We start from the raw sequence: 21,603 nt of genomic DNA, 5'->3' as shown, positions 1-21,603 counted from the left end.
CACAGCTTCGAGAAGGCCCGTGGCTGGCCGCGTGTCAGCCCGTCGGCAGGCGCAGCTCGACGACGGCCCCGCCGGCCGGGTCGTTGCGCAGGCGCAGCGTGATCCCGAGCGCCTCGGCATGACCCTGCGCGATGGTGAGACCGAGACCGTGGCCGTGGCCCCGCTCGCGGGCGCCGGTACGGAACCGCTGCGGGCCCTCGCGCAGGATCGCCTCGGGGAAGCCGGGACCGTGATCACGGACCGTCAGGGTGGCGCCGTCGACCCGGACCAGCACCGGGGCGTGGCCGTGCCGATGGGCGTTGGCCACCAGGTTGGAAACGATCCGGTCGAGCCTGCGGACATCGGTGCTGACCTCGGTGTCCGAGCCGACCAGCAGCTCGGTCGGCGCCCCGGCGGCCGCGACCATCCGGGCCACCACCGGCCCGAGCGGCACGACGGAGAGTTCCGGGCGGTCGGCCCCGGCGTCCAGCCGGGAGACCTCCAACAGGTCCTCGGTCAGGCTGCGCAGCACCCGGACCCGGCCCTGCACCAGCTCGGTCGGGCGACCGGGCGGCAGGAGCTCGGCCGCGGTCAGCAGCCCGGTCAGCGGGGTGCGCAGCTCATGGGCGACGTCGGCGGTGAAGCGCTGCTCGTTGGCCAGTTTGGTGCTCAGCACCGCCGACATCGAGTCGACCGCCGCCGCGAGGTCGGCGACCTCGTCGCGGGGGCGGCCGAGCGATCCGATCCGGGCCGTCAGATCGCCCTGGGCGATGCTGCGGGCGGTCCGGGCGGCCGTCCGCAGGCGACTGCTGATCCGGTCGGCGGCGAAGACCCCGGCCAGCACGGTGATCGCGACGGACAGCGTGGCCGAGATCAGGATGGTCCGGTCGAGTTGGGCGATCGCCTGCTCGTCGTCGGCGTAGTCCACCCGGACGGAGACCACCAGGGCGGGTGGGACCCCGGTGCCAAGGCCGGTGGCGGCCCACATCGCGGTGCCGTTCGGGCCGGGACCGAGCAGGGAACCGCGACGGCCCCGCTCGGCCAGCCGCCGCAGCTCCGCCGGGAGTTCGGGGTCGTCGGTGGTGGCCTTCCAGCCGACCAGGTTGCCGTTGCGCTCGTAGCCGGCCAGCACCGAGTCGAGGGCGTTCTCGGCCGACTTCCGGGACTGCTCGACGTGCTGGGCGACCGAGGCGCGGTGCACCAGCAGCCCGACGGTGATGGCGACCAGGAAGGAGACCAGTGCGACGGTCGCGGCGATCTGACGGCGCAGGTTCACCCGGACCGCCGCAGCTTGTAGCCGAAACCCCGGATGGTCTCGATCCTGGCCGCCCCGATCTTGGCGCGCAGGCGCTGCACATGGACGTCCACCACCCGGCTGTCGGCGCCCCAGGAGTAGTCCCAGACCCGTTCGAGCAGGGTCTGACGCTCCAACACGATGCCGGGCGCGGCGGTGAACTCCAGCAGCAGCCGCAGTTCGGTCGGGGTGAGTGGCACCTGACGCCCCGCCACCTTGACCTCCATCGCCTCGGTGTCGACCTCCAGGTCGTCGATCACCCGCACGGCGCGCGACGGCTCCGGCGCCGGGGAGGCGGCGGCTGGCGGTTCGGCCACGGCCCTGGTGCGCCGCAGCACGGTGCGGATCCGGGCCACCAGGACGGCGGTCTCGAAGGGCTTGGTGATGTAGTCGTCGGCCCCGGCCTCCAGCCCGGAGATGACGTCGATCGGCTCGGTGCGGGCCGACATCATCAGGATCGGCAGCTGGCTCTCCTCCCGGATCCGGCGGCAGAGCCCGACGCCGTCGAGCAGCGGCAGCATCACGTCGAGCAGCAGGATGTCCGGCCGCTGCGCGCGGAAGCTCTCCAGACCCTCCAGCCCGTCGGCGGCGGTGTCGACCGGGAACCCGTAGCGCTCCAGCGCCATCCGGGTGGCCTCGCGGATCACCTCGTCGTCCTCGACCAGCAGGATGCGCGGGGTGGTGCTCACTGGGCTGCTCATGAGGTCGGCTTCACCGGGACGGGGGCCGCGCCCTTGCCCGGCGGGAGGGTCGGGACGACGGAGACCTTCGGTTCCGGGCTGCCGGCCTTGGGGTGGCTGGTCGGCGCGGCCGAGGGCACCACCCCGGCCGGCTCGCAGAGGGTGGCCTCGGCCGCCGGACCGGTGAGCGGGGCCAGCCTGAGGTCGGTCCAGCGGTAAGTGGTGTCGGTCCGGGCCTGCGGGCCGATGGGCTCGCGCACGACCAGGTCCCGGCCCACCGTCTCGGCCGTGAAGCCGGCCACCACCCGCTGGGCGAGCGCCGCGTACAGCTGCCCGTCCCGCAGGGTGTAGACGTGCAGGTAGCCGGTCTCGGAGCCGGTCAGCACGGCGGTGATCAGCTCCGCCCCGCCGTCCCCACCGAGGTCGCGGTACTCCGCCTGCCGCACCGTGCACCCCTGACACCCGGTCAGTGCCTTCAGTTCCTCGCCCCGCAGCGCCGGGTCCTTCTCCAGGACATTCCGGGCCTCGACGGCGCGGAGGTCGCCGCCCGGCACGGTGATGCCCGGCAGCGGGGTCGGCGGCGGCGCCTGGTCGGCCGCCTCGGCCACCGGTACGGAGGGTGTCTCGGCTGCGGCCCACAGCAGTTGGGGGCTCGGGCGGACGGCGATCGGACTGGCCGGGCCCGCATCGTGCAGCCGCCCGGCGGCGCCGCAGCCGGAGACGGCCGCGACCGCCGCCAGTACGACGACGCCCCAGCTCAGGGCAGTGCGGCTGAGCCATGTCCTCACGTCGGGGGCGCCTTTCGGGAGCGGTGGCCGGGGTCGGTGGTCCAGTCTGCCTGACGCACGGAGCGGCCCGGGCCGGCGGCTCTAGGGGATCAGGTCGGCGAGCACGATGATGTTGTCGGTGTAGTGCCCGTTGCCGGACAGCGTGCCGCCGCAGGTGATCAGCCGCAGCTGTGGGGTGTCGGTGTCGCCGTACACCAGCTCGGTGGGGAACGCGTTCTTGGCGAACTGCCGCAGCTCGCGCACCCGGTACGAGACGCTGCTGCCGTCCTGGCGGCGGATCTCGATCCGGTCGCCCGGTCTGAGCTCGCGGACGCGGTTGAAGACCGCGGGGCCCTTGCGGGTGTCCAGGTGGCCGAGCAGTACGGCCGGGCCGGTCTGACCCGGGGCCGGACCGTTGCGGTACCAGCCGACCTGGCCGGGGCGGTCCATCGGCGGGACCTCCACCGTGCCGTCGGCGTTCAACCCGCTCGGTTCGACGGGCGCGTCCACGCCCATCCGAGGGATCGTCAGCCGGACCGGCGGTGCGGCCGGCCCGGTCGCCGCCCGGCTCGGAGCAGTACTCGGCGGGACGGCGGCCGACGGGAGGTCGGCCGGGGCCGACAGCGCGGTGCTGATCCGTACCGGCGGACGGTCGGGGGACCCACAAGGGGCGCCGGCGACGACGGCGACCGCCCTTAACCCCGTGCGCCGGCACGGCGACGCACGATGGCGAAGCCGATCCCGGCCGCGCCCACCGCGGCCAGGCCCGAGCCGGCCACCAGGGTGCCGGTGGACGTGCCGTTGTCGGCCTCGCCGGTCTGCGCGCCGCCCTTGGGCACCACCTTGACCTGCGCGTCCCCGGCCTTGGCGGGCGTGCTCGGCGCCGCCGTCGGCTTGACCCCGGTGCCCGCCGGAGCCGACACAGAGGGGCCCGACCCCGGGGTGGCGGGAGCCGCCGACGGCGTGCCGTCGGCGAAGGCGGCCGGACCGGAGAGGGCCACCGCACCCGCGACACCTGCGGAGACCAGCGCGAGACGCACGGCGCGCCGGACGGTCGAGATACCTGCCATGAGAGTTCCTCCCGAATGCTCACCACTTCCGGCCCGGTGGCCGGGAGTTGGTAGGACAGACGTTAGGAACCCGACCTCACGGTGCCCGGCCGGTCGTGTAACGGTCACCGGGCGGCTCTGTAACAGCCGCCCGGCCACCGGTCACGGCTTGGGCAGCGCGCACCCCGCCTTGGCGAGGTCGAGCTTGTTGCCGGTGCCGAAGCAGCCCGGTATCCGGTACGTCTGCTGGGCGTAGTTGATGCCCTGGCGGACCGTCACCGTGCCGTTCTCGTCCACCTCGCACGGGTTGTTGAGGGTGCAGCTCTGGCCGTCCTCGTTACCGGTGTTGTTCACCGCGACCACCTGACCGGTGGTCACATCGACCACCGGGGAGCCCGAGGTGCCGCCGATGGTGTTGCAGGCGGAGGTGTAGCGCAGCGAGTCCTTGAAGGTCCAACCGCCCTCCTTCAGCTGGTAGACGAAGGCATCGGCGTTGCAGGAGTAGATCCGCTTCCAGTAGCCGGAGACCACCTTGATCGCAGTACCGGCGACCGGGTGGCTCGCGGAGATGGTCAGCGGGTCGATCCCGTACGAGCTCTTGATCGCCGAGTAAGTGGTCTTCAACTGGTAGATCGACACGTCGGTATCGGTCATCGTGCCGTAGAGCATCTTGCTCGCCCGCAGCGTGGCGACCTTGCTGCCAGAGGAGTTGAGCAGCGAGAAGCTCCGGCTGGAGTTGCGGTTGACCAGCACCTGGCCAGCCGTCGGCATGCCGCTCTCCAGGCAGTGGCCGTTGGACAGGACCAGAGCCGGGTCGGTGGCCAGCGAGTCGGGCATCCGGACCAGCGATCCCGAACAGTTGCTGAGCGCCACGGTGCCCGCGAAGTCCACCGCCGCGACGGTGGCGGTCGGGGTCTTGGCGGCCGTCGCGGGGGCGGCGCCGGTCAGCGCGGTCACTCCGGCGAGCAGGAGCGAACAGAGCGCTCCGATGAGCGGCTTCTTCATGAGAACTGCCTCTCGGTGTGGGGGTGGGACAAAGCTGGCGCGCACATGACTCTTTGTCAATGCATCGGCAGGACCCGCCAGTTGGTTCGCCCACCCCCACACCGGACGGTCAGGCGCCGGGCATCGTCCAGCGCTGGTTGGCCCCGCCGAAGCAGGTCCACAGCTGGGTCGGCGTCCCGTTCGCGGAGCTGTTCCCGGTCACGTCCAGGCACTTGCCGAGCGCCCGCAGGGTCCCGTCCGCGTTCGGCGCCCAGCTCTGCGCCGCGCTGCCGTTGCAGTCCCAGAGCTGGACCTTGGTGCCGTCCGCGCTGTTCGCCGCCGCCACGTCCAGGCACTTGCCGAGCGCGCGCACCGTACCGTCCACGCCGGCCGTCCAGGTCTGCGCAGCGGTGCCGTTGCAGTCGTACAGCTGCACGGCGGTGCCGTTGGCGCTGCTCGCGCCCGCCACGTCCAGGCACTTGCCGGCCAGCCCGGCGATCCGGCCGCCGGTGCCGCCGCTCGGCCCGCCGTTCCAGGTGAAGGTCGCCGAGGTCTTCGCCGGGAGCTGGTAACCGAAGCTCTGGCCGCCCCAGTTGACCCGGACGCTCTGGGTGGAGCCGCTGTCGTTGTACGCGATCAGCGCCTTCGAACCGTCCGGATTGCGCCAGGCCACGTTCGGCACCGCCGAGTTGGCGGTGGAGGCGATCCGGTACGCGCCCGGGCGGACGAACTTGGTCAGGTGGCCCATCGTGTAGTACTCCACCGTGTAGTCCACCTGACCGGCCCGGCTGCCGCCGTTCTGCACCGTGACCAGCCCGGTGCAGGTGCCGCAACCGCCGTAGTGCGGGCCCATGTTCTGGTCCACCGCCAGGCTCCACTTGGTCACCGACTTCGCCCAGTTGCGGGTGTAGTCGATGATGTTGCGCATGTCCTCGCGCTGCTGGTCGGCGATCCAGGTGCCGCCGGAGTGCTCGGTGCCGAACGCGTCCACCGCCGGGTACTGGTCGTGCACGGCGCTCTGGGTCGCCACGTCACCGCCGTAGCCGTGCCAGGCGATGCCGCCGAAGTTGGGGTGGCTGCGGATCGCCGGGTCGTCCACCACCGGGGCGCCGTAGCCTGCGTACTGGTCCCAGTTCCAGTCCAGCGCGAGCACCTTGCTGCTGAGCCCGGCACTCTGCAGGGCGGGCAGCAGGTGGCTCTTGGTGAAGTACGCCAGGCCCGTACCGTTCCAGCTCATCGAGGGGTAACCGCCGCAACAGGTCGGCTCGTTCTGCACGGTGAGGTAGTCCACCGGCACGCCCTGACTCTGGTACGCCTGCACGTACTTGGCGAAGTACTGGGCGTAGGCGGCGTAGTACTCGGACTTCAGCCAGCCGCCGTTCAGGTTGCCGCTGTCCTTCATCCAGGCCGGGGCGGTCCACGGGCTGGCGATCGTGGTGAGGGCCGGGTTGAGCTGCTTGGCCTGCTTGGTGAGCGGCAGCACGTCCGCCAGGTCGTGCTCGATGGAGAAGTTCGCCAGGCCCGGGTCGGTCTGCCCGGCCGGGCGGTCGTCGTAGGTGTACCCGAACCGGGCCAGGTCGGAGGCGCCCATCGGGTTGCGGGTCAGCGAGAGGCCGATGCCCTCGGTGGGCGAGAACAGCTTGCGCATGGTGGCGTCCCGGGTGGCCGCCGAGAGCGCGCCGCTGCTGTTCAGCAGCCAGGCGGCGGTGTCGGTGAACGAGGCGCCGCCGCCGGTGAACTGCTGGTAGCGGACGCTCTCGTCCACGGTGATCTGCTGGCCCGCGCCGCTGCCCGCCGCGAAGGCGACGGCGGCCTGCTGCTGGAGCCCGCGGGTGACATGGCGGCCGCCCGCGTCGTCGGTGGTGGTGAGCCAGACCGAGACGGACTCTCCGGCGGCGGTCGCGGTGGGGGCGGCGGCCAGCAGACCGGTGGCGACCAGGGCCCCGGCGAGCAGGCCGGTGGCGGCCCGTGGGATTCGGAGCACGGTGAACTCCTCAAGGGGTGGGGGATGGCCGCCGATTCAACTCCTGTACGCGGCAGTGCGTCAAGGCTCCGCGTTTCCGCTGATCAACCGTCAACTTCTGAACGTCGAAAGCCCCGCAGGTCAGCCCGCCGATTCGCTACTCGATCAGTAAACCTTCTTTCCTGACCACTTGACGGACCGTCGACGACTCCAGTTGACTCACTGGCGCTCACCCCCGGAGAGCGCTCCCCCCACGCCCCAGGAGACCCACATGCTCCGTCGCGCCCTTGCCGGGGCGGCCCTGCTCGCCGTCCCCCTCGGCCTGCTCCCCGCCGCCACCGCGCACGCCGCCGCCAACCCCGGCCCCGGCTTCCCCGCCCAGTACGCCGCGCCCTACGTCGAGACCTGGAACTCGCCGTCCGCGATGGCCGACGCCCGGGCCGCCACCGGACTGAAGTACTTCACCCTGGCGTTCGTGATCAGCGACGGCAGCTGCAACGCCACCTTCAACGGCAACACGCCCATCACCGACGGTGGCTGGCAGTCGGCGATCAACAGCCTGCGGGCGGCCGGCGGTGACGTGATCGCCTCCTTCGGCGGCGCGGCCGGCACCGAGCTCGGCCAGGCCTGCACCTCGGTCAGCAGCCTGAAGACCCAGTACAAGCGGGTGGTCGACACCCTCAACCTGACGAAGATCGACCTGGACATCGAGGGCGGCTCGCTCAACGACACCACCGCCAACGACCGTCGTAACCAGGCCCTCGCCCAGCTCCAGCAGGAGTACGCGGCGGCCGGCCGCAAACTCGCCGTGCACTACACCCTGCCGGTCAACCCGACCGGTCTGGAAGGGAATTCACTCAGTCTGCTGAACAACGCCAAGAGCCGGGGCCTGGATGTCGGCGTGGTCAACATCATGACCATGGACTACGGTCCCGCGATGGACATGGGCAAGGCCGCCACCGACGCCGCCACCGCCCTGCGCGGCCAGCTCGGGAACATCTGGACCGGCAGGACCGACCAGCAGCTCTGGGCGATGGAGGGCAACACCCCGATGATCGGGGTCAACGACACCCAGGCCGAGGTGTTCAGCACCGCCAACGCCACCACGCTGGCCAACTTCGCTGCCGCCAGGGGCATCCAGCTGCTGGCCTTCTGGTCGCTCGGCCGGGACAAGGCCTGCGCCAGCAACGGCACGCTCTCCGACTCGTGCAGCGGCACCTCGCAGAGCCCGTACCAGTTCACCCGCACCTTCAACTCGGTCACCGGCGGCGGCACTTCACCGCGCCCGAGCGGGCAGATCACCGGATACGGCGGCAAGTGCGTGGACGTCGCGGCGGCGAGCAACACCAACGGCACCGCCGTCCAGCTCTACGACTGCAACGGCACCACCGCGCAGAACTGGACGGTGGCGTCGGACGGTTCGCTCCAGGCGCTCGGCAAGTGCCTGGACGTCACCGGCGCCGGGACGGTCAACGGCACCAAGATCCAGCTCTGGGACTGCAACGGGACCGGCGCCCAGAAGTGGCAGGTCGGCGGCGGCAACACCCTGGTGAACCCGGCCTCCGGCCGCTGCCTGGACGCCACCGGACCCAGCTCCGCCAACGGCACCCGGCTGCAGATCTGGGACTGCTTCGGTGCCGCCAACCAGCAGTGGCTGCTGCCCTCCTGACCGTCCACCTGACGGCCCACCGGAACCCGGTCCGGGCACGCCGTCGGGCCCGGCACCGCCGAACGGCGGTACCGGGCCCGACTGTTGGTGCGGGATCAGGCCTTGAGGGCCTTGATCGCGGTGGGGGCGTGGCCGGGCTCGGTGGCCAGGTCCTCCCACTCGTTGATGGCGTCGATACCGGCGCCACCCATCGAGATGTTGGTGACGCGCTCCAGGATGGCCTCGACCACGACCGGGACGCGGAACTCGGCGGCCAGCTTCTTGGCCTGCTCGAAGGCGGGCAGCAGCTGGTCCGGCTCGGTGACCCGGATGGCCTTGCAGCCCAGGCCCTCGACGACCTTGACGTGGTCGACGCCGTAGACGCCCAGCTCCGGGGAGTTGATGTTCTCGAACTCCAGGTTGACCTGGAAGTTGATGTCCAGGTTGCGCTGGGCCTGGCGGATCAGGCCGAGGTAGGCGTTGTTGACCAGGACGTGGACGTAGGGGATGCGGTGCTGGGCACCGACCGCCAGCTCCTCCAGCATGAACTGGAAGTCGTAGTCGCCGGAGAGGGCGACGACCGGGGTCTCCGGGTCGGCGGTGGCGACACCGAGCGCGGCCGGGATGGTCCAGCCGAGCGGGCCGGCCTGGCCGCAGTTGATCCAGTGCCGCGGCTTGTAGACGTGCAGCATCTGCGCACCGGCGATCTGGGACAGACCGATGGTGGTGACGTAGCGGGTCTCCGGGCCGAAGGCCTTGTTCATCTCCTCGTAGACGCGCTGCGGCTTGAGCGGCACGTTGTCGAAGTGGGTGCGGCGCAGCAGGGTCGCCTTGCGCTCCTGGGTCGACGCGGCCCACTCGCTGCGGTCGGGCAGCTTGCCCGCGGCCTTGAGCTCCTTGGCGACCTCGACGAAGAGCTCGAGGGCGGCCTTGGCGTCGGAGGCGATGCCGAAGTCCGGCGCGAAGATCCGGCCGAGCTGGGTCGGCTCGATGTCGACGTGGACGAACTTGCGGTCCTTGGTGTAGACGGCCAGGTCGCCGGTGTGGCGGTTGGCCCACCGGTTGCCGATGCCGAGGACGAAGTCCGACTCGAGGAAGTTCGCGTTGCCGTAGCGGTGCGAGGTCTGCAGGCCGACCATGCCCGCGTTCAGCTCGTGGTCGTCCGCGATGATGCCCCAGCCCATCAGGGTCGGGATCACCGGCGTGCCGGTCAGCTCGGCGAACTCGACCAGCAGCTCGGCGGCGTCGGCGTTGATGATGCCGCCACCGGCGACGATCAGCGGCCGCTCGGACTCCAGCAGGAAGCCGATCGCCTTCTCGATCTGCGCACGGGTCGCGGCCGGCTTGTAGACCGGCAGCGGCGCGTAGGTCTCCGGGTCGAACTCGATCTCGGTCAGCTGGACGTCGATCGGGAGGTCGATCAGGACCGGGCCCGGACGGCCGGAGCGCATCAGGTGGAAGGCCTGCTGGAACACGCCGGGGACCTGGGCGGCCTCCAGGACGGTGGTCGCGGCCTTGGTGACCGGCTTGGCGATCGAGGCGATGTCGACGGCCTGGAAGTCCTCCTTGTGGAGCTTCGCGACCGGGGCCTGGCCGGTGATGCACAGGATCGGGATCGAGTCCGCGATCGCCGAGTACAGACCGGTGATCATGTCGGTGCCGGCCGGTCCTGAGGTACCGATGCAGACACCGATGTTCCCGGCCTTGGCCCGGGTGTAGCCCTCGGCCATGTGCGAGGCGCCCTCGACGTGGCGGGCGAGGGTGTGGCTGATGCCACCGCCCTCCTTGAGGGCCTTGTAGAAGGGGTTGATCGCGGCGCCCGGCACGCCGAAAGCGACGTCAACGCCCTCGCGCTTGAGGATCTCAACTGCCGCGCGGGCGGCTGTCATTCGAGGCATCGGCTTACTCCTGCGTCCGTCAGACTTCCACGATACGGAAGGATGATTCTGGTATGCGAAAAGAAAAGTAAGCCGCTTTCAACAAATCGTCAAGGCCGGTCCGCAGGGTGAGCCCTTCCGTCCGGTAGGCGGGTACGACGAAGGCCCCCGGCAACAGCCGGGGGCCTTCAAGGGAGGTCTGGGCAGGGCGGGGGTCCGTCGCTAGGGTGGGGGCCCCGGCGCCGAGGACCCCCACGGGCCGGACAGAGGGGGCGCCATGCGCAGCCAGAGCCAGGCCAGGGCCGACGCGGTCGGCTGTCTGACCCTGCTGCTGATGGCCGCGCTGTTCCTCGGCGCACTGGCCCTGGCCGCGTTCACCGAGGTCGGCGGCGGCCCGGACAGCTGGCGCTGATCCCGACGGTTACGGGTCAGAGCTCGGCCGCGAGCCGGGTGCCCTGATCGATGGCCCGCTTGGCGTCCAGCTCGGCGGCCACGTCCGCGCCGCCGATCAGGTGCACCGAGGCGCCGCCGGCCAGCAGCTCGGCGTGCAGCTCACGGCGCGGCTCCTGTCCGGCGCAGAGCACCACCGTGTCCACCGGGACGGTACGGTCCTCGCCGTCCACGGTCAGGTGCAGCCCCTCGTCGTCGATCAGCCGGTAGCTCGCGCCGGAGACGGTGTGCACGCCGCGGTGGGCCAGCTCGGCCCGGTGGATCCAGCCGGTGGTCTTGCCGAGGCCCGCGCCGACCTTGCCGGGCTTGCGCTGGATCAGGTGCACGGTACGCGGCGGCTTCGGCCGCTCGGGGGCGCGCAGCCCGCCGGGCTCGCGGTGCTCGGTGTCGATGCCCCAGCTCGCGTAGAAGTCGCCGTCCTGGTCGGTCAGGAACTCGGCCACGTCGAAGCCGATCCCGCCCGCGCCGATGATCGCCACCCGCTCGCCGACCGTCGCCTCGCCGCGCAGCACGTCCAGGTAGCCGACCACGCTCGGGTGGTCCACGCCGGGGATCGCCGGGACGCGCGGGGTGACGCCGGTGGCGAGCACCACCTCGTCATGGCCCTCGGCCAGCAGCCCGGCCGCGGTGACGGCCGCACCGAGCCGCAACTCGACCTGACGCTCCGCCAGTTGGTACCGGTAGTAGCGCAGGGTCTCGTCGAACTCCTGCTTGCCCGGCACCTGCCGGGCCACGTTCAGCTGCCCGCCGATCCGGTCCGCGGCGTCGTACAGGGTGACCGCGTGCCCGCGCTCGGCGGCGGCCACCGCGAAGCCGAGCCCGGCCGGGCCTGCGCCGACCACGGCGATCCGCTTGCGGCGCCGGGTCGGGGCGAGCACCAGCTCGGTCTCGTGGCAGGCGCGCGGGTTCACCAGGCAGGAGGTGATCCGCCCGCTGAAGGTGTGGTCCAGACAGGCCTGGTTGCAGCCGATGCAGGTGTTGATCGCCTCGGGGGTACCGCGCTCGGCCTTGGCCACGAACTCCGGGTCGGCGAGCAACGGCCGGGCCAGCGAGACCAGGTCGGCGTGCCCGTCGGCGAGCAACTGCTCGGCCAGCTCAGGGGTGTTGATCCGGTTGCTGGTCACCAGCGGGATGCCCACCTCGCCCATCAGCCGCTTGGTCACCCAGGCGTACGCGGCGCGCGGCACCGAGGTGGCGATGGTGGGGATCCGGGCCTCGTGCCAGCCGATGCCGGTGTTGATGATGGTCGCCCCGGCCGCCTCGACCGCCTTGGCCAGCTGCACCACCTCGGGGAGCGTGGAGCCACCGGGGATCAGGTCGAGCATGGAGAGCCGGTAGATCAGGATGAACTCGGCCCCGACCCGCTCGCGCACCCGCCGGACGATCTCCACCGGGAAGCGCATCCGGTTCTCGTAACTGCCGCCCCAGCGATCCTGGCGCCGGTTGGTCGGCGCGGCGATGAACTCGTTGATCAGGTAGCCCTCGGACCCCATGATCTCCACGCCGTCGTACCCCGCCGACTTGGCCAGCTCGGCCGCCCGGGCGAAGTCCTCGACCGTCTGCTCGACCTCGTCCTCGGTCAGCGCGCGCGGCGGGAAGGGGCTGATCGGCGCCTGGATCGCACTCGGCGCGACCAGCTCGGCGTGGTAGGCGTACCGGCCGAAGTGCAGCAGCTGGAGCGCGATCTTGCCGCCCGCCGCGTGCACCGCCTCGGTGATCACCCGGTGCTCGGCGGCCTCCTGCTCGGTGGTCAGCTTGGCGCCGCCCTCCCACGGGCGGCCCGCCTCGTTCGGCGCGATGCCACCCGTGACGATCAGGCCGACCCCGGCCCTGGTCCGGGTCGCGTAGAACTCGGCCATCCGCTCGAAGCCGTTCTCGGCCTCCTCGAGGCCGACGTGCATCGAGCCCATCAGCACCCGGTTCGGGAGCGTGGTGAAGCCGAGGTCGAGCGGACGCAGCAGGTTCGGGTACGCGGTCATGGCGTCACGGTAGGGGCTCGGCGCCGCCCTATGCAACAAGTTGCACATGGCCTGTGCTCGCCGTCACAGCGATCCCCCCCCCCCCCCGCCGCTTCTACAGTCCGTGCTCCCGGAGGAACGCGACCACCTGCGGATCGAGCAGCTCCTGGCACAGCGTGCGCCGCTCACCGGGTCGGCGGTCTGCCGCCCGTCCGAGCGACGGCGACCGCCCCCGCGCCGCAGCCGGCGGCCGTCGCCTCGGCGAGGTCGGCGCCTCGGAGCCGTGCGGCCAGGAAAGCTCCGGTGAAGGCGTCGCCGGCGCCGGTGCTGTCCACCGCAGTACTCGGGACGGCGGCAATCCTCGCGACGACCTTCCCGCCCCGTGCGGCCAGCGCACCCTGCGGGCCGAGCTTCACAACGGCCTCGCCGTACACCGCGCTGAGCCGCTCGGCCGCCGTCACCGGATCGTCCGTTCCCGCCAGCAGCCGCGCCTCCGCCGAGTTCGGCAGCAGCAGGTCCGTGCCGTCGATCGCGGCCAGGAAGGCCGCGACGCCGAGCCGTTCGATGAAGCCCGTGGAGGCCGGGTCGACGCTGACCGGCAGGCCCCTCGCCTCGGCCGCCGCGACCGCCCGTACCGCCAACTGACGTCCCTGGCCGGTGAAGTAGAGGTACCCGGAGAGGTGCAGACGCGCGACGCCGTCGAGCAGCGCCGGCTCCCAGTCGGCCGGGCCGAGACGGGCGGCGGCACCGCTGTCGGTGACGAAGGTCCGCTCGGCCTCGGCGTCCACCAGGCAGATCACCACGGCCGTCGACAGCTCCGGGTCGACCACCAGATGCGGGCGGACTCCGGCGCCGAGCAGTTCGGCCCGGTGCCAGTCGGCCGAGTCGGCGCCGAGCCGGGACAGCAGCCGCACGTCCACGCCCGAATACGCCGCCCAGGCAGCGGAGTTGGCAGCCGATCCGCCCGGCAGGACTGCGATCCGGGCGGCGGTGTCGGTGTGCGGAGCGAGCGGCCGGTCGTGCAGCGCGACAACGTCCGTGACGACGTCGCCGATCACGAGCAGCGCGCCTGTCACTCCCCCGGCCCCGCCCAGTGGGCGGCGATCTCGGCAGCGAGCCGGACATTGCCGCGCACGGCCGCCAGGTTGGCCTCCAGCGAGGCGCCCTCGGTGTGCTCGGTGAGGTAGGCCAGCAGGAAGGGCGTGGTGGCCTGTCCGGTGACACCCGCGCGGTCGGCGGCCGCTAGTGCCTCGGCGAGCACCCGGTCGTGCAGCCGGGGGTCGAGCTGTTCGGCCTCCGGCACCGGGTTGGCCACCACCAGCGCCGAGTCCAGCCCCCCGAGCGTGTCCTGAGCGCGCATCACGTCCGCCACCTCGGACGCCTCCCGTACCGTCCAGTCCACCGGCCGCCCCGAACTCGACAGGTAGAACCCGGGGAACTCGGCCGTCCGGTACCCGAGCACCGCGACCCCCAGCGTCTCCAGCCGCTCCAGCGTGGCCGGTACGTCCAGGATCGACTTCACCCCCGCGCACACCACGGTGATCCTGGTCCGGGCGAGCAGCCCGAGGTCGGCCGACTCGTCCTGCGTGGTCGCCCACTCCCGGTGCACCCCGCCGAGCCCACCGGTGGCGAAGACCCGGATCCCGGCCCGCGCCGCCAGGTACGCCGTCCCCGACACCGTGGTCGCCCCGCTCGCGCCGGCCGCCACGGCTGGTGCGAGATCCCGGAACCCGAACTTGCGCAGGTCGGGGTCGTTCGCGACCCGGTCCAACTCGCTCTTGCCGAGCCCGATGTGCGGCACACCGTCCAGCACGGCGATGGTCGCCGGGACGGCGCCCGCCGCCCGCACGATCTCCTCCAACTCCCCCGCCACCAGCAGGTTCCGTGGCCTGGGCAGGCCGTGCGCGATGATCGTCGACTCCAGGGCGACCACGGGAGTCCGGCGGCTCGCGAGCGCGTCACGGACCTCGTCGGAGAGGCGCAGTGCAGGTTCCGTCATCCCCCATGTCTGGCGTGCCGGCACCCGCTTCAAACGTCCCCGGGCCGAACTGCGGACCGGCCGAAGCCGAACGCCAGGGCGCGTTCACCACGGCGTCGGCCGGATCTCGAACCCGGCCAGCCCCTCCGGCTCCTCCTGGCGGACCGTTACCCGATCGACCACCGCCCGGCTGGGCCCGCGCTCCGCCCAGGCGACCAGCTGACCAACCGCAGCGGCCTCCCCCTCGAACACGGCCTCCACCGTCCCGTCCGCCAGGTTGCGCACCCAGCCGGCCACCCCGTGCTCCTGTGCCGTGCGGCGGCAGGTGTCCCGGAAGAACACGCCCTGGACCTCACCGGTGACGACCACCCTGCTCCGAATCCGTTCCATTCCACCGACCCTAGCCAGGTGTCCCGTCCGGACCGGGTTCGCCGTGCCGAGGTCGCCGCGAGACGCACCGTGCGGAGTTCACGGTACGAGGATGTCGATCTCACACCGATCGCGTGACAAGTGGTGGTGCACCTGGGGTGACCCGAGGATCGTCGGAACTGGCAGGTGTCGAAGGGATGTTCGGACAACCGAGCTGCGGATTCGGATGCCCTGGGGCGGAGGCTCACGTGGACAAGCGGTATGAGGTGTACTGCATGGTGGATCCGTCGTTCTACGACGCGCCCACGCGCGCGGCCGATGCGGTCGGCGACTTCGGGGCGGCCCACGCTCCCGTGCCCGGCAGGGGTGGAAGACCGGATCACGTGCAACATGCGGTCGCAGCCCCGACATCCTGCGGCCCGAAAGCGCCTCGCGGCGTGATCTCCGTTGGTAGCGTCGGCGCGTGGCAGACCAACAGCACGACAGTAAAAGCGGCCTGACCCGCCGTAAGGCACTCGCCGTACTCGGCGGAGGCGGCGCCGCCTGGCTCCTGCGCGGCACCATCGGGCCGGACAGCGCGCAGGCCGTGGGCACCGCACCCGCCGGCCTCCCGGCCGGGGTGACGCCCTACCAGCGGGTGTACGAGAACTGGGCCGGCGAGGTCCGTACCGACCCGCTCTGGGTCTGTGCACCGAGCAGCCCGCAACAGGTCGCCGAGCTCGCCGACTGGGCCCGCGCCGCAGGCTGGCGGCTGCGTCCACAGGGGCACCGGCACGGCTGGGCACCGCTCACCGTCGCGCCCGGCACCCCCGCCACGGCCCAGGTGCTGCTGCTCGACACCACCCAGCACCTCACCGCCATTGCCCTGACCGGGAGTTCGGTGGCCGGGGCGCCGACCGTCCGGGTGCAGACCGGCGCCTCGATGGAGGACCTGCTCGCCCAGCTGGCCGGTCACGGCCTCGGCGTCACCGCCTGCCCGGCGCCCGGCGATCTCACCGTCGGCGGCGTGCTCGCCATCGGCGGCCACGGCACCGCCGTACCGGCCACCGGCGAGACCCTGCCGGCCGGTCACGGCTACGGCTCGCTCAGCAACCAGGTCACCTCGCTCACCGCGGTGGTCTGGGACGAGGCCCAAGGCCGATACGTACTCCGGGAGTTCGACCGGGCCGAAGCCGACAGCGCCGCCTTTCTGGTCCAGCTGGGCCGGGCCTTCCTCACCGAGGTGGTGCTCCGGGTCGGCGCCGACCGGAACCTGCGCTGCGTCAGCCGCCTCGACATCCCGGCCACCGAACTCTTCGCCGCACCGGGGACGTCCGGCAACCGGACCTTCGCCGACTTCGTCGACCGGGACGGCCGGGCCGAGGCGATCTGGTACGCCTTCACCTCGCACCCCTGGCTCAAGACCTGGCGGGTCACCCCCACCCGCCCGTTCGCCGCCCGTACCGTCACCGAGCCGTACAACTACCCCTTCTCCGATAACATCCCGAAGCCGGTGGCCGAACTGGCCGGCCAACTGGTCTCGGGCGCCTGGGGGCTGGCCCCCACCTTCGGCCAACTCCAGTTCCTGATCACGAAGATCGGCCTCACCGGCGACCTGACCGACGTGCTGCTCTCCACCGGCCTGCTGCGCAGCCTGCTCACCGGCGAACTGCTCACCCACCTGCTCGCGGACGGCCTGCACTCCGACCTGTGGGGCCCCTCCCGGACACTGCTCCAGTACGTCCGGCCGACCACCCTGCGGGTCACCGCCAACGGGTACGCGGTGCTGGCCCGGCGCGCCGACCTCCAGTGGGTGGTCAGCGAGTTCACCACCTACTACCAGAACCTGCTGACGGAGTACCAGCAGCGCGGCGAGTACCCGGTCAACGGAGCCGTCGAGATCCGGGCCACCGGCCTGGACACCCCGGCCGCCACCGGCATCCCCGGCGCCCAGCCACCCCTGCTCTCCGCCCTGCGGCCCCACCCGGACAAGCCCGAGTGGGACACCGCTGTCTGGCTCGACATCCTCAGCCTGCCCGGCACCCCCGGCCTGCCCCGGTTCTGCCGCGACCTCGAACAGTTCCTGCTCCGCACCTTCGACGGCACCCGGGCCGGCCTCCGGGTCGAGTGGTCCAAGGGCTGGGCCTTCACCGAAACCGCCGCCTGGGCCGACCCCGACGTCCTCGGCCGCGCCATCCCCGACAGCCTCCGCGCAGCCGGCCGCCCGGGCTGGGACGAGGCGATCGCCACCCTGGACCGCCACGACCCGCACCGGGTCTTCGGCAACACCTTCCTGGACGGGCTGCTCCGCGCCTGACGGCAGCACTGATGGAGGACGAGATGTTGCCGCCCCTGCCTCCCGAGGAGAGCCTGAGCGGGACGTCACCGGGTCCAAGCGAGCGCGGTCAGAACCGTGCCGGTCGTGGTGCGCAGAAGGAGCGAGTGCGATGAGGGTCATGTTGAGAGCCCGCCTCGACACCCAGGCCTCGAACGAGGCGATCAAGGACGGCACCCTGGCGAAGATCGTGGAATCCATGATCGAACGCCTCAAGCCCGAAGCGGCCTACTTCGGCCCCGGCGAAGGCGGCAGGCACTGCACCTTCGTCTTCGACATGCAGGACAGCTCCCAGCTCCCCAGCATCGCGGAGCCGCTCTTCCAGGAGCTCGGCGCGGAGTTCGAGATCCAGCCGGTGATGACTGCCGAGGACCTGAAGAAGGGCCTTGCGGCCTGGCAGGCGCAGAGCTGAGCCCGCGACGCCGCACACGAAGGGSGCCGMCCGMGGTCGGCGCCCCTCGTGCGTGCTCGACCGTCAGCTGTTGAAGATGGCGGTCACCTGATCCGGAGTCAGCGCGTACGGATAGGTCCGGACGTCACTGACGGCGCCGGTGGCCTGGTTGTCGACCGGGTAGCCGGTGGTTACGGCGGCACCGATGGTCATCGCGCCGGTCGCGTTCCACGGGGTGGGGTTGTAGCCGGCGGCGGCGAACTTGCCGTTGACGTAGAGCGTCATGGCCTTGGTCGCCGGGTCGTAGGTGGCCGCGAGGTGGGTCCACTGGCCCGTCTGGGGCGGTGTGGAGGCGAAGGCGGCGTAGTAGGCGGCGGGCGAGATGTTGTCGTTGGACGGCGCGACGAAGGCCCAGGCGTTGAACGCCTTGGAGTACTGGAGGTAGTACGCGCCGCGCGCGCTGCCGTTCTGGGTGACGAAGGTCTGGTAGCTGTCGAGGTTGCTGATCTTCGCCCAGACCGACACCGAGTAGGCCAGCCTGGTGTCGACCGCGGGGGTGGCCGTCTTGAGGTAGGAGCTGCCGTTGAGCACGGTGGCCCCGTTGGCGATGCCCTTGTGGTCGGCCGCGAAGGTGACGCTGCCGTTGATGGTGGCGCGGTTGAGGCCGCTGCTGTCGGTCGCGATGCCGTTGTTGGTACTGGCGCCGCTGAGCGGCCACTGGTCCGCGCCGAGGGCGGTGCTCAGGACGGTACTGGCGTTCGCGCCGACGTAGACCCCAGGGGTGACGGTGCTCGTGGTGGGCGTACCGGTCCAGATCTGGACCCGGTTGTCGGTGGTGATGCCCCACAGGGTGGGGTGGCCGCTGCCGGTGAGGTCACCCTCGGAGCCGACCCGGGGCCAGGTGGTGGAGCTGATGCCGGTGCCGATGAGGTTGTTCGTGACCAGCTTGGTGATGGCAGGGAAGGTCCCGAGGGGACTGCCGAAGACGTCGTTCTCGGTCACCAGGCCGGTGGTGAAGGTGTAGCCGCGCAGGTCGCCGCTGAGGGAGTTGCGCGCCCAGAGACCGGGGTGTCCCTGGCCGGCCCAGTCGCCGGCGGAGATCAGCTCCCAGTTCTTCCAGCCGGTGGTGGTCAGCTTGATCGGTGCGCCGAAGACGGCGTCGCTGATCTCGGGGTAGTACCAGAGGGCGCCGTTGCCGTCGGAGCTGGTTTCGACCGTGAACAGACCGGTGCGGTTCTGGAAGTGCTTGCTGGTGTCGAGGTCGGTGGTGACGGGGTCACCACTGGCCGCGATCTGCAGAGTGGTGGACCAGTCGGCCGCGTAACCGGTGCAATCAGCGAGGGCCGGGTCGCAGGCGGGCTTCTCCAGCAGGCTGTGGCTGTCGAAGGTGCCGGGGACGTAGGTGTTGCCCGGGTTCTTGTAGAAGAAGAGGCTCGCGGCGCCGGGCTTGTGGACGATCAGGTCGTCGACGTTCTTCCCGCCGCTCAGGCTCCCCCGGTGGGTGAGCTGGTAGTTGGCCCAGGAGTCGCTGGCCGGGGAAGCCGGCGTGTTGGCCTGCGTGGCGGCGAGGACGGTCGCGGGAGCCTTCGCCATCGGGTTGCCGGGGACGGTGTAGGCCCGCAGGTTGCCGCCGCTGTCCGCGGCCAGGATGTCGGGGACGCTGTCGCCGGTGACGTCACCGAAGACCGGCGCCGGACCGTTGGGGTTCCACGGGACGTAGAACGCGTACGGGGCGATCGGCGAGAGGTTGCCCGCGTTGTCCTCGGCCTGCGTGTAGAGGATGTTGGTGCCCCAGTGGCCGGGGGTGATGCCGGGGATCTGACCGCCGGTGGGCATCGCGGCACCGCACTGCCAGGCGGCGCCGGCCAGCTGCGGGTCCCAGCTCCAGCGCAGGCAGGCGAGGCCGGAGGTGTTCAGCCCGGACGGGTTGGGGTCGGCGGCGGTGATCGGGACCGCGCCGGTCTGGCCGGCGTAGATCTGCGGGGTCTGACCGTTGCCGGAGGGCGGGAACTGCTTCGTCGGGTCGCTGACGGTGGCCGGGAAGGTCATGACCGGCGGGGTGGTGTCGACCCGGAAGTGGCAGGTCGGGGTCGCGCCCGACCACGGGGTGCCCGGCAGCTGGTCGGAGGCCATGATGCTGTAGCCGTAGGCGTGGCCGTCCTTGATCGCACCGGCCTTGACGGTGAACGGTGCGTTGGAGCCGTTGCCCACCAGCGGGGAGTAGCCGGAGTCGACGTCAGGGCTGCCGGAGAGGCTGTAGTCCCAGATGTGCGACCAGGAGTACAGCTGGCCCTGGGTGGGGCTGGAGACGTTGGCGTTGAGGGCGACCGCACCGTTCTGGTCACTTCCGGCGCCGAGCCAACCCCAGGAGCCCGCACCGCTGTTGTCGCAGGCCTGGTAGGTCTGCGAGGGGCTCACGAACTTCGGTTCCGGTGAAACGGCAGGATTGGTGGGGGTGTTGGGGGCACGGTCGTACTCGACGTAGAGCGAGGGCTGGTAGATGAACCGCTTGAAGGCGTACTGGTTGCTCTCGTCGCCGTAGAGGCCGAAGGTCAGCGTGTCGTGGTCGGCACCGTACGACTGGAGGGTGCCGGTGATGTTGTAGCTGAACGGCACGTTGTTGTAGCAGTTGGTGTGGCCGGAGCCGCCGACCCACTGCCGGCCGAGCGAACTACCCACCTGCCAGGGCTGGTTGCTCCAGGTCGTGCCGCTGCTGATGGCACTGGTGACGTACAGGTCCAGCGGGTAGGTGTTGGTGCAGGACCAGTCCGCGGAGACGTACTCCTGCATGTTCATGGTCGCGTAGTGGAAGACCGCGCCGCGCAGCGGGCTGGTGTTGAACTGGTAGAAGGTGCGGTGCGTGTCCGAGGGCGAGCAGCTGCCGCCGTTGGGGTAGTACGCGCAGATGCCGACGCCGGGGTGGTCGGAGTCGTTGCCACCGGTGCGGTTCCAGTTGGAGGTGCCGGGGTAGGCGGACTGGATCCAGGTCCAGCCGTTCGCCGACGTGCTCCACGGCACCCAGGCGGGGTCGATGAAGTACGGCGCTGTGCCGTGCGCGAGCAGGTCCTGACTGGGGGTCAGGTCGATGCCCTTGCCGTTGGCCCTGGCGGGCATCCTGGCGACCTTGGACGCGGCACCGGGGCCGGTGGGAGTGCTGACGCCGGACGCCTTGTCAGAGGCATTGGAGCTGTCCGGCGATGCCTGCGCCAGAGCCTTGGCCCTGGGTGCGGCGGTGGAGCTGTCCCACATCTGGGGGGTGGGGGCGATCCACCGGGGCTTGCCGTCGGCGGCGACGGCGGTGATGTTGCCGACCTCGTCGCTGTTGACGGTGACACCGTCGGCGATCGTGTCGAAGTGCAGGGTCCTGAGGACCGGATTCGCGGCAGCGGCCTGGGTCTTGACGACCAGTACGGTGGTCAGGCCGCCCAGCTTGGTGGCGGTGACCTTCAGGTCGATGTCCGGAGCGACGGAGGGGTAGAGCAGACTGTCGCCGCTGACGGTGGGAGCGGGCAGGCCGAACGGCGCGTCGAGCGCGAGCTTCTTGCCGTCCGCGCTGGTCATTGTGGCCAGCGGGCCGGCCCCGCCCTTGGACAGGACGAGGCTCCCGGCCGCCGCCTTCGGCGAGAAGGAACCGTCCGCGTTCGCGGCCAGGTCCGCGTTCAGCACGACCCATGAGCCGTCGCGCTTGACCCGTTGCTGATCCGGGTGACTGGTCAGCGCCAGATGCCCTTCGGGCGTCGCCACCGTCTCGCTGAACTCGGTGGTCAACGAATCGACCGCCACCCGCTGTTGGGTCGCCTTCGCCTTCGCGATCGCACGGTCGGCGTCATCAGCCGGCGGACGCTCCTGCGTACGCAGCGCGTCGACTTCCGCGACGGCGCTCCGCGACGGAAAAGGCGATA

17 protein-coding genes are annotated in these 21,603 nt (G+C 71.3%); 4 read left to right on the top strand and 13 right to left on the bottom strand.

What is annotated here, in order from left to right; all coding sequences use genetic code 11:
- Positions 1–34: 34 nt before the first annotated feature.
- From ACXJMZ_RS08385 to ACXJMZ_RS08355, 7 genes are all read right to left on the bottom strand, one after another.
- Positions 35–1,255: an ATP-binding protein gene (locus ACXJMZ_RS08385; protein ID WP_457029333.1), complete on the bottom strand. Its 1,221-nt coding sequence runs from the start codon at positions 1,253–1,255 to the stop codon at positions 35–37.
- Entirely contained in the window at positions 1,252–1,974 is a 723-nt protein-coding gene (cseB, locus tag ACXJMZ_RS08380) for a two-component system response regulator CseB (RefSeq protein WP_457029332.1), read from the bottom strand. Before cseB ends, ACXJMZ_RS08385 begins: the two co-directional genes overlap by 4 nt.
- Positions 1,971–2,741: a hypothetical protein gene (locus tag ACXJMZ_RS08375; protein ID WP_457029331.1), complete on the bottom strand. Its 771-nt coding sequence runs from the start codon at positions 2,739–2,741 to the stop codon at positions 1,971–1,973. Before ACXJMZ_RS08375 ends, cseB begins: the two co-directional genes overlap by 4 nt.
- 81 nt (positions 2,742–2,822) lie before the next feature.
- Positions 2,823–3,344, bottom strand: coding sequence for a class F sortase (locus ACXJMZ_RS08370; RefSeq protein ID WP_457029519.1), 522 nt, complete (start codon positions 3,342–3,344; stop codon positions 2,823–2,825).
- Between the two features lie 71 nt (positions 3,345–3,415).
- Entirely contained in the window at positions 3,416–3,790 is a 375-nt protein-coding gene (locus ACXJMZ_RS08365; protein WP_457029330.1) for a sortase-dependent protein, read from the bottom strand.
- 141 nt (positions 3,791–3,931) lie between these two features.
- On the bottom strand, positions 3,932–4,774 hold the full coding sequence (locus ACXJMZ_RS08360; RefSeq protein WP_457029329.1) for a S1 family peptidase: 843 nt from the start codon (positions 4,772–4,774) through the stop codon (positions 3,932–3,934).
- A 109-nt stretch (positions 4,775–4,883) separates the two neighbouring features.
- Positions 4,884–6,737, bottom strand: a complete 1,854-nt coding sequence (locus tag ACXJMZ_RS08355; protein ID WP_457029328.1) for a ricin-type beta-trefoil lectin domain protein — start codon at positions 6,735–6,737, stop codon at positions 4,884–4,886.
- Between the two features lie 250 nt (positions 6,738–6,987).
- Between ACXJMZ_RS08355 and ACXJMZ_RS08350 the strand changes: the two genes are divergently transcribed.
- Complete coding sequence (locus ACXJMZ_RS08350; protein WP_457029327.1) at positions 6,988–8,385, top strand: RICIN domain-containing protein; 1,398 nt, start codon at positions 6,988–6,990, stop codon at positions 8,383–8,385.
- A 95-nt stretch (positions 8,386–8,480) separates the two neighbouring features.
- On the opposite strand, the gene gcl is transcribed toward ACXJMZ_RS08350, so the two are convergent.
- Positions 8,481–10,262 (bottom strand): glyoxylate carboligase, encoded by a 1,782-nt coding sequence (gene gcl / locus ACXJMZ_RS08345; RefSeq protein WP_457029326.1) that lies wholly within the window; start codon positions 10,260–10,262, stop codon positions 8,481–8,483.
- Between the two features lie 256 nt (positions 10,263–10,518).
- Between gcl and ACXJMZ_RS08340 the strand changes: the two genes are divergently transcribed.
- Positions 10,519–10,653 (top strand): hypothetical protein, encoded by a 135-nt coding sequence (locus ACXJMZ_RS08340; RefSeq protein ID WP_457029325.1) that lies wholly within the window; start codon positions 10,519–10,521, stop codon positions 10,651–10,653.
- A gap of 16 nt (positions 10,654–10,669) precedes the next feature.
- Here the strand turns inward: ACXJMZ_RS08340 and ACXJMZ_RS08335 are convergent, their stop codons facing one another.
- The 4 genes from ACXJMZ_RS08335 to ACXJMZ_RS08320 form a co-directional block, all read right to left on the bottom strand.
- On the bottom strand, positions 10,670–12,670 hold the full coding sequence (locus ACXJMZ_RS08335; RefSeq protein WP_457029324.1) for an oxidoreductase: 2,001 nt from the start codon (positions 12,668–12,670) through the stop codon (positions 10,670–10,672).
- Between the two features lie 164 nt (positions 12,671–12,834).
- Positions 12,835–13,725 (bottom strand): carbohydrate kinase family protein, encoded by an 891-nt coding sequence (locus tag ACXJMZ_RS08330; RefSeq protein WP_457029323.1) that lies wholly within the window; start codon positions 13,723–13,725, stop codon positions 12,835–12,837.
- Positions 13,722–14,648, bottom strand: coding sequence for a pseudouridine-5'-phosphate glycosidase (locus tag ACXJMZ_RS08325; protein ID WP_457029322.1), 927 nt, complete (start codon positions 14,646–14,648; stop codon positions 13,722–13,724). Before ACXJMZ_RS08325 ends, ACXJMZ_RS08330 begins: the two co-directional genes overlap by 4 nt.
- A gap of 84 nt (positions 14,649–14,732) precedes the next feature.
- Positions 14,733–15,017 (bottom strand): acylphosphatase, encoded by a 285-nt coding sequence (locus ACXJMZ_RS08320; RefSeq protein WP_457029321.1) that lies wholly within the window; start codon positions 15,015–15,017, stop codon positions 14,733–14,735.
- A 442-nt stretch (positions 15,018–15,459) separates the two neighbouring features.
- On the opposite strand from ACXJMZ_RS08320, the gene ACXJMZ_RS08315 reads away from it, so the two are divergent.
- Both ACXJMZ_RS08315 and ACXJMZ_RS08310 read left to right on the top strand, forming a co-directional pair.
- Positions 15,460–17,292 (top strand): cholesterol oxidase substrate-binding domain-containing protein, encoded by a 1,833-nt coding sequence (locus ACXJMZ_RS08315; RefSeq protein WP_457029320.1) that lies wholly within the window; start codon positions 15,460–15,462, stop codon positions 17,290–17,292.
- A 130-nt stretch (positions 17,293–17,422) separates the two neighbouring features.
- Entirely contained in the window at positions 17,423–17,722 is a 300-nt protein-coding gene (locus ACXJMZ_RS08310) for a DUF3303 domain-containing protein (protein WP_457029319.1), read from the top strand.
- A gap of 63 nt (positions 17,723–17,785) precedes the next feature.
- Here ACXJMZ_RS08310 and ACXJMZ_RS08305 read toward each other — a convergent pair whose 3' ends face one another.
- The gene (locus ACXJMZ_RS08305; protein WP_457029318.1) at positions 17,786–21,484 is read right to left on the bottom strand and encodes a LamG-like jellyroll fold domain-containing protein; all 3,699 of its coding nucleotides are present in this window, start codon (positions 21,482–21,484) and stop codon (positions 17,786–17,788) included.
- Between the last annotated feature and the right edge of the window lie 119 nt (positions 21,485–21,603).

It is taken from the genome of Kitasatospora sp. P5_F3 (assembly GCF_054049135.1).
This window is presented reverse-complemented; position numbering and strand designations above follow the sequence as displayed.

Coding starts and splice junctions, on each gene's coding strand:
- cseB (WP_457029332.1), bottom strand. CDS start 1,974: ATGAGCAGCCCAGTGAGCACCACCCCGCGCATCCTGCTGGTCGAGGAC.
- ACXJMZ_RS08365 (WP_457029330.1), bottom strand. CDS start 3,790: ATGGCAGGTATCTCGACCGTCCGGCGCGCCGTGCGTCTCGCGCTGGTC.
- ACXJMZ_RS08360 (WP_457029329.1), bottom strand. CDS start 4,774: ATGAAGAAGCCGCTCATCGGAGCGCTCTGTTCGCTCCTGCTCGCCGGA.
- ACXJMZ_RS08350 (WP_457029327.1), top strand. CDS start 6,988: ATGCTCCGTCGCGCCCTTGCCGGGGCGGCCCTGCTCGCCGTCCCCCTC.
- gcl (WP_457029326.1), bottom strand. CDS start 10,262: ATGCCTCGAATGACAGCCGCCCGCGCGGCAGTTGAGATCCTCAAGCGC.
- ACXJMZ_RS08340 (WP_457029325.1), top strand. CDS start 10,519: ATGCGCAGCCAGAGCCAGGCCAGGGCCGACGCGGTCGGCTGTCTGACC.
- ACXJMZ_RS08335 (WP_457029324.1), bottom strand. CDS start 12,670: ATGACCGCGTACCCGAACCTGCTGCGTCCGCTCGACCTCGGCTTCACC.
- ACXJMZ_RS08325 (WP_457029322.1), bottom strand. CDS start 14,648: ATGACGGAACCTGCACTGCGCCTCTCCGACGAGGTCCGTGACGCGCTC.
- ACXJMZ_RS08320 (WP_457029321.1), bottom strand. CDS start 15,017: ATGGAACGGATTCGGAGCAGGGTGGTCGTCACCGGTGAGGTCCAGGGC.
- ACXJMZ_RS08310 (WP_457029319.1), top strand. CDS start 17,423: ATGAGGGTCATGTTGAGAGCCCGCCTCGACACCCAGGCCTCGAACGAG.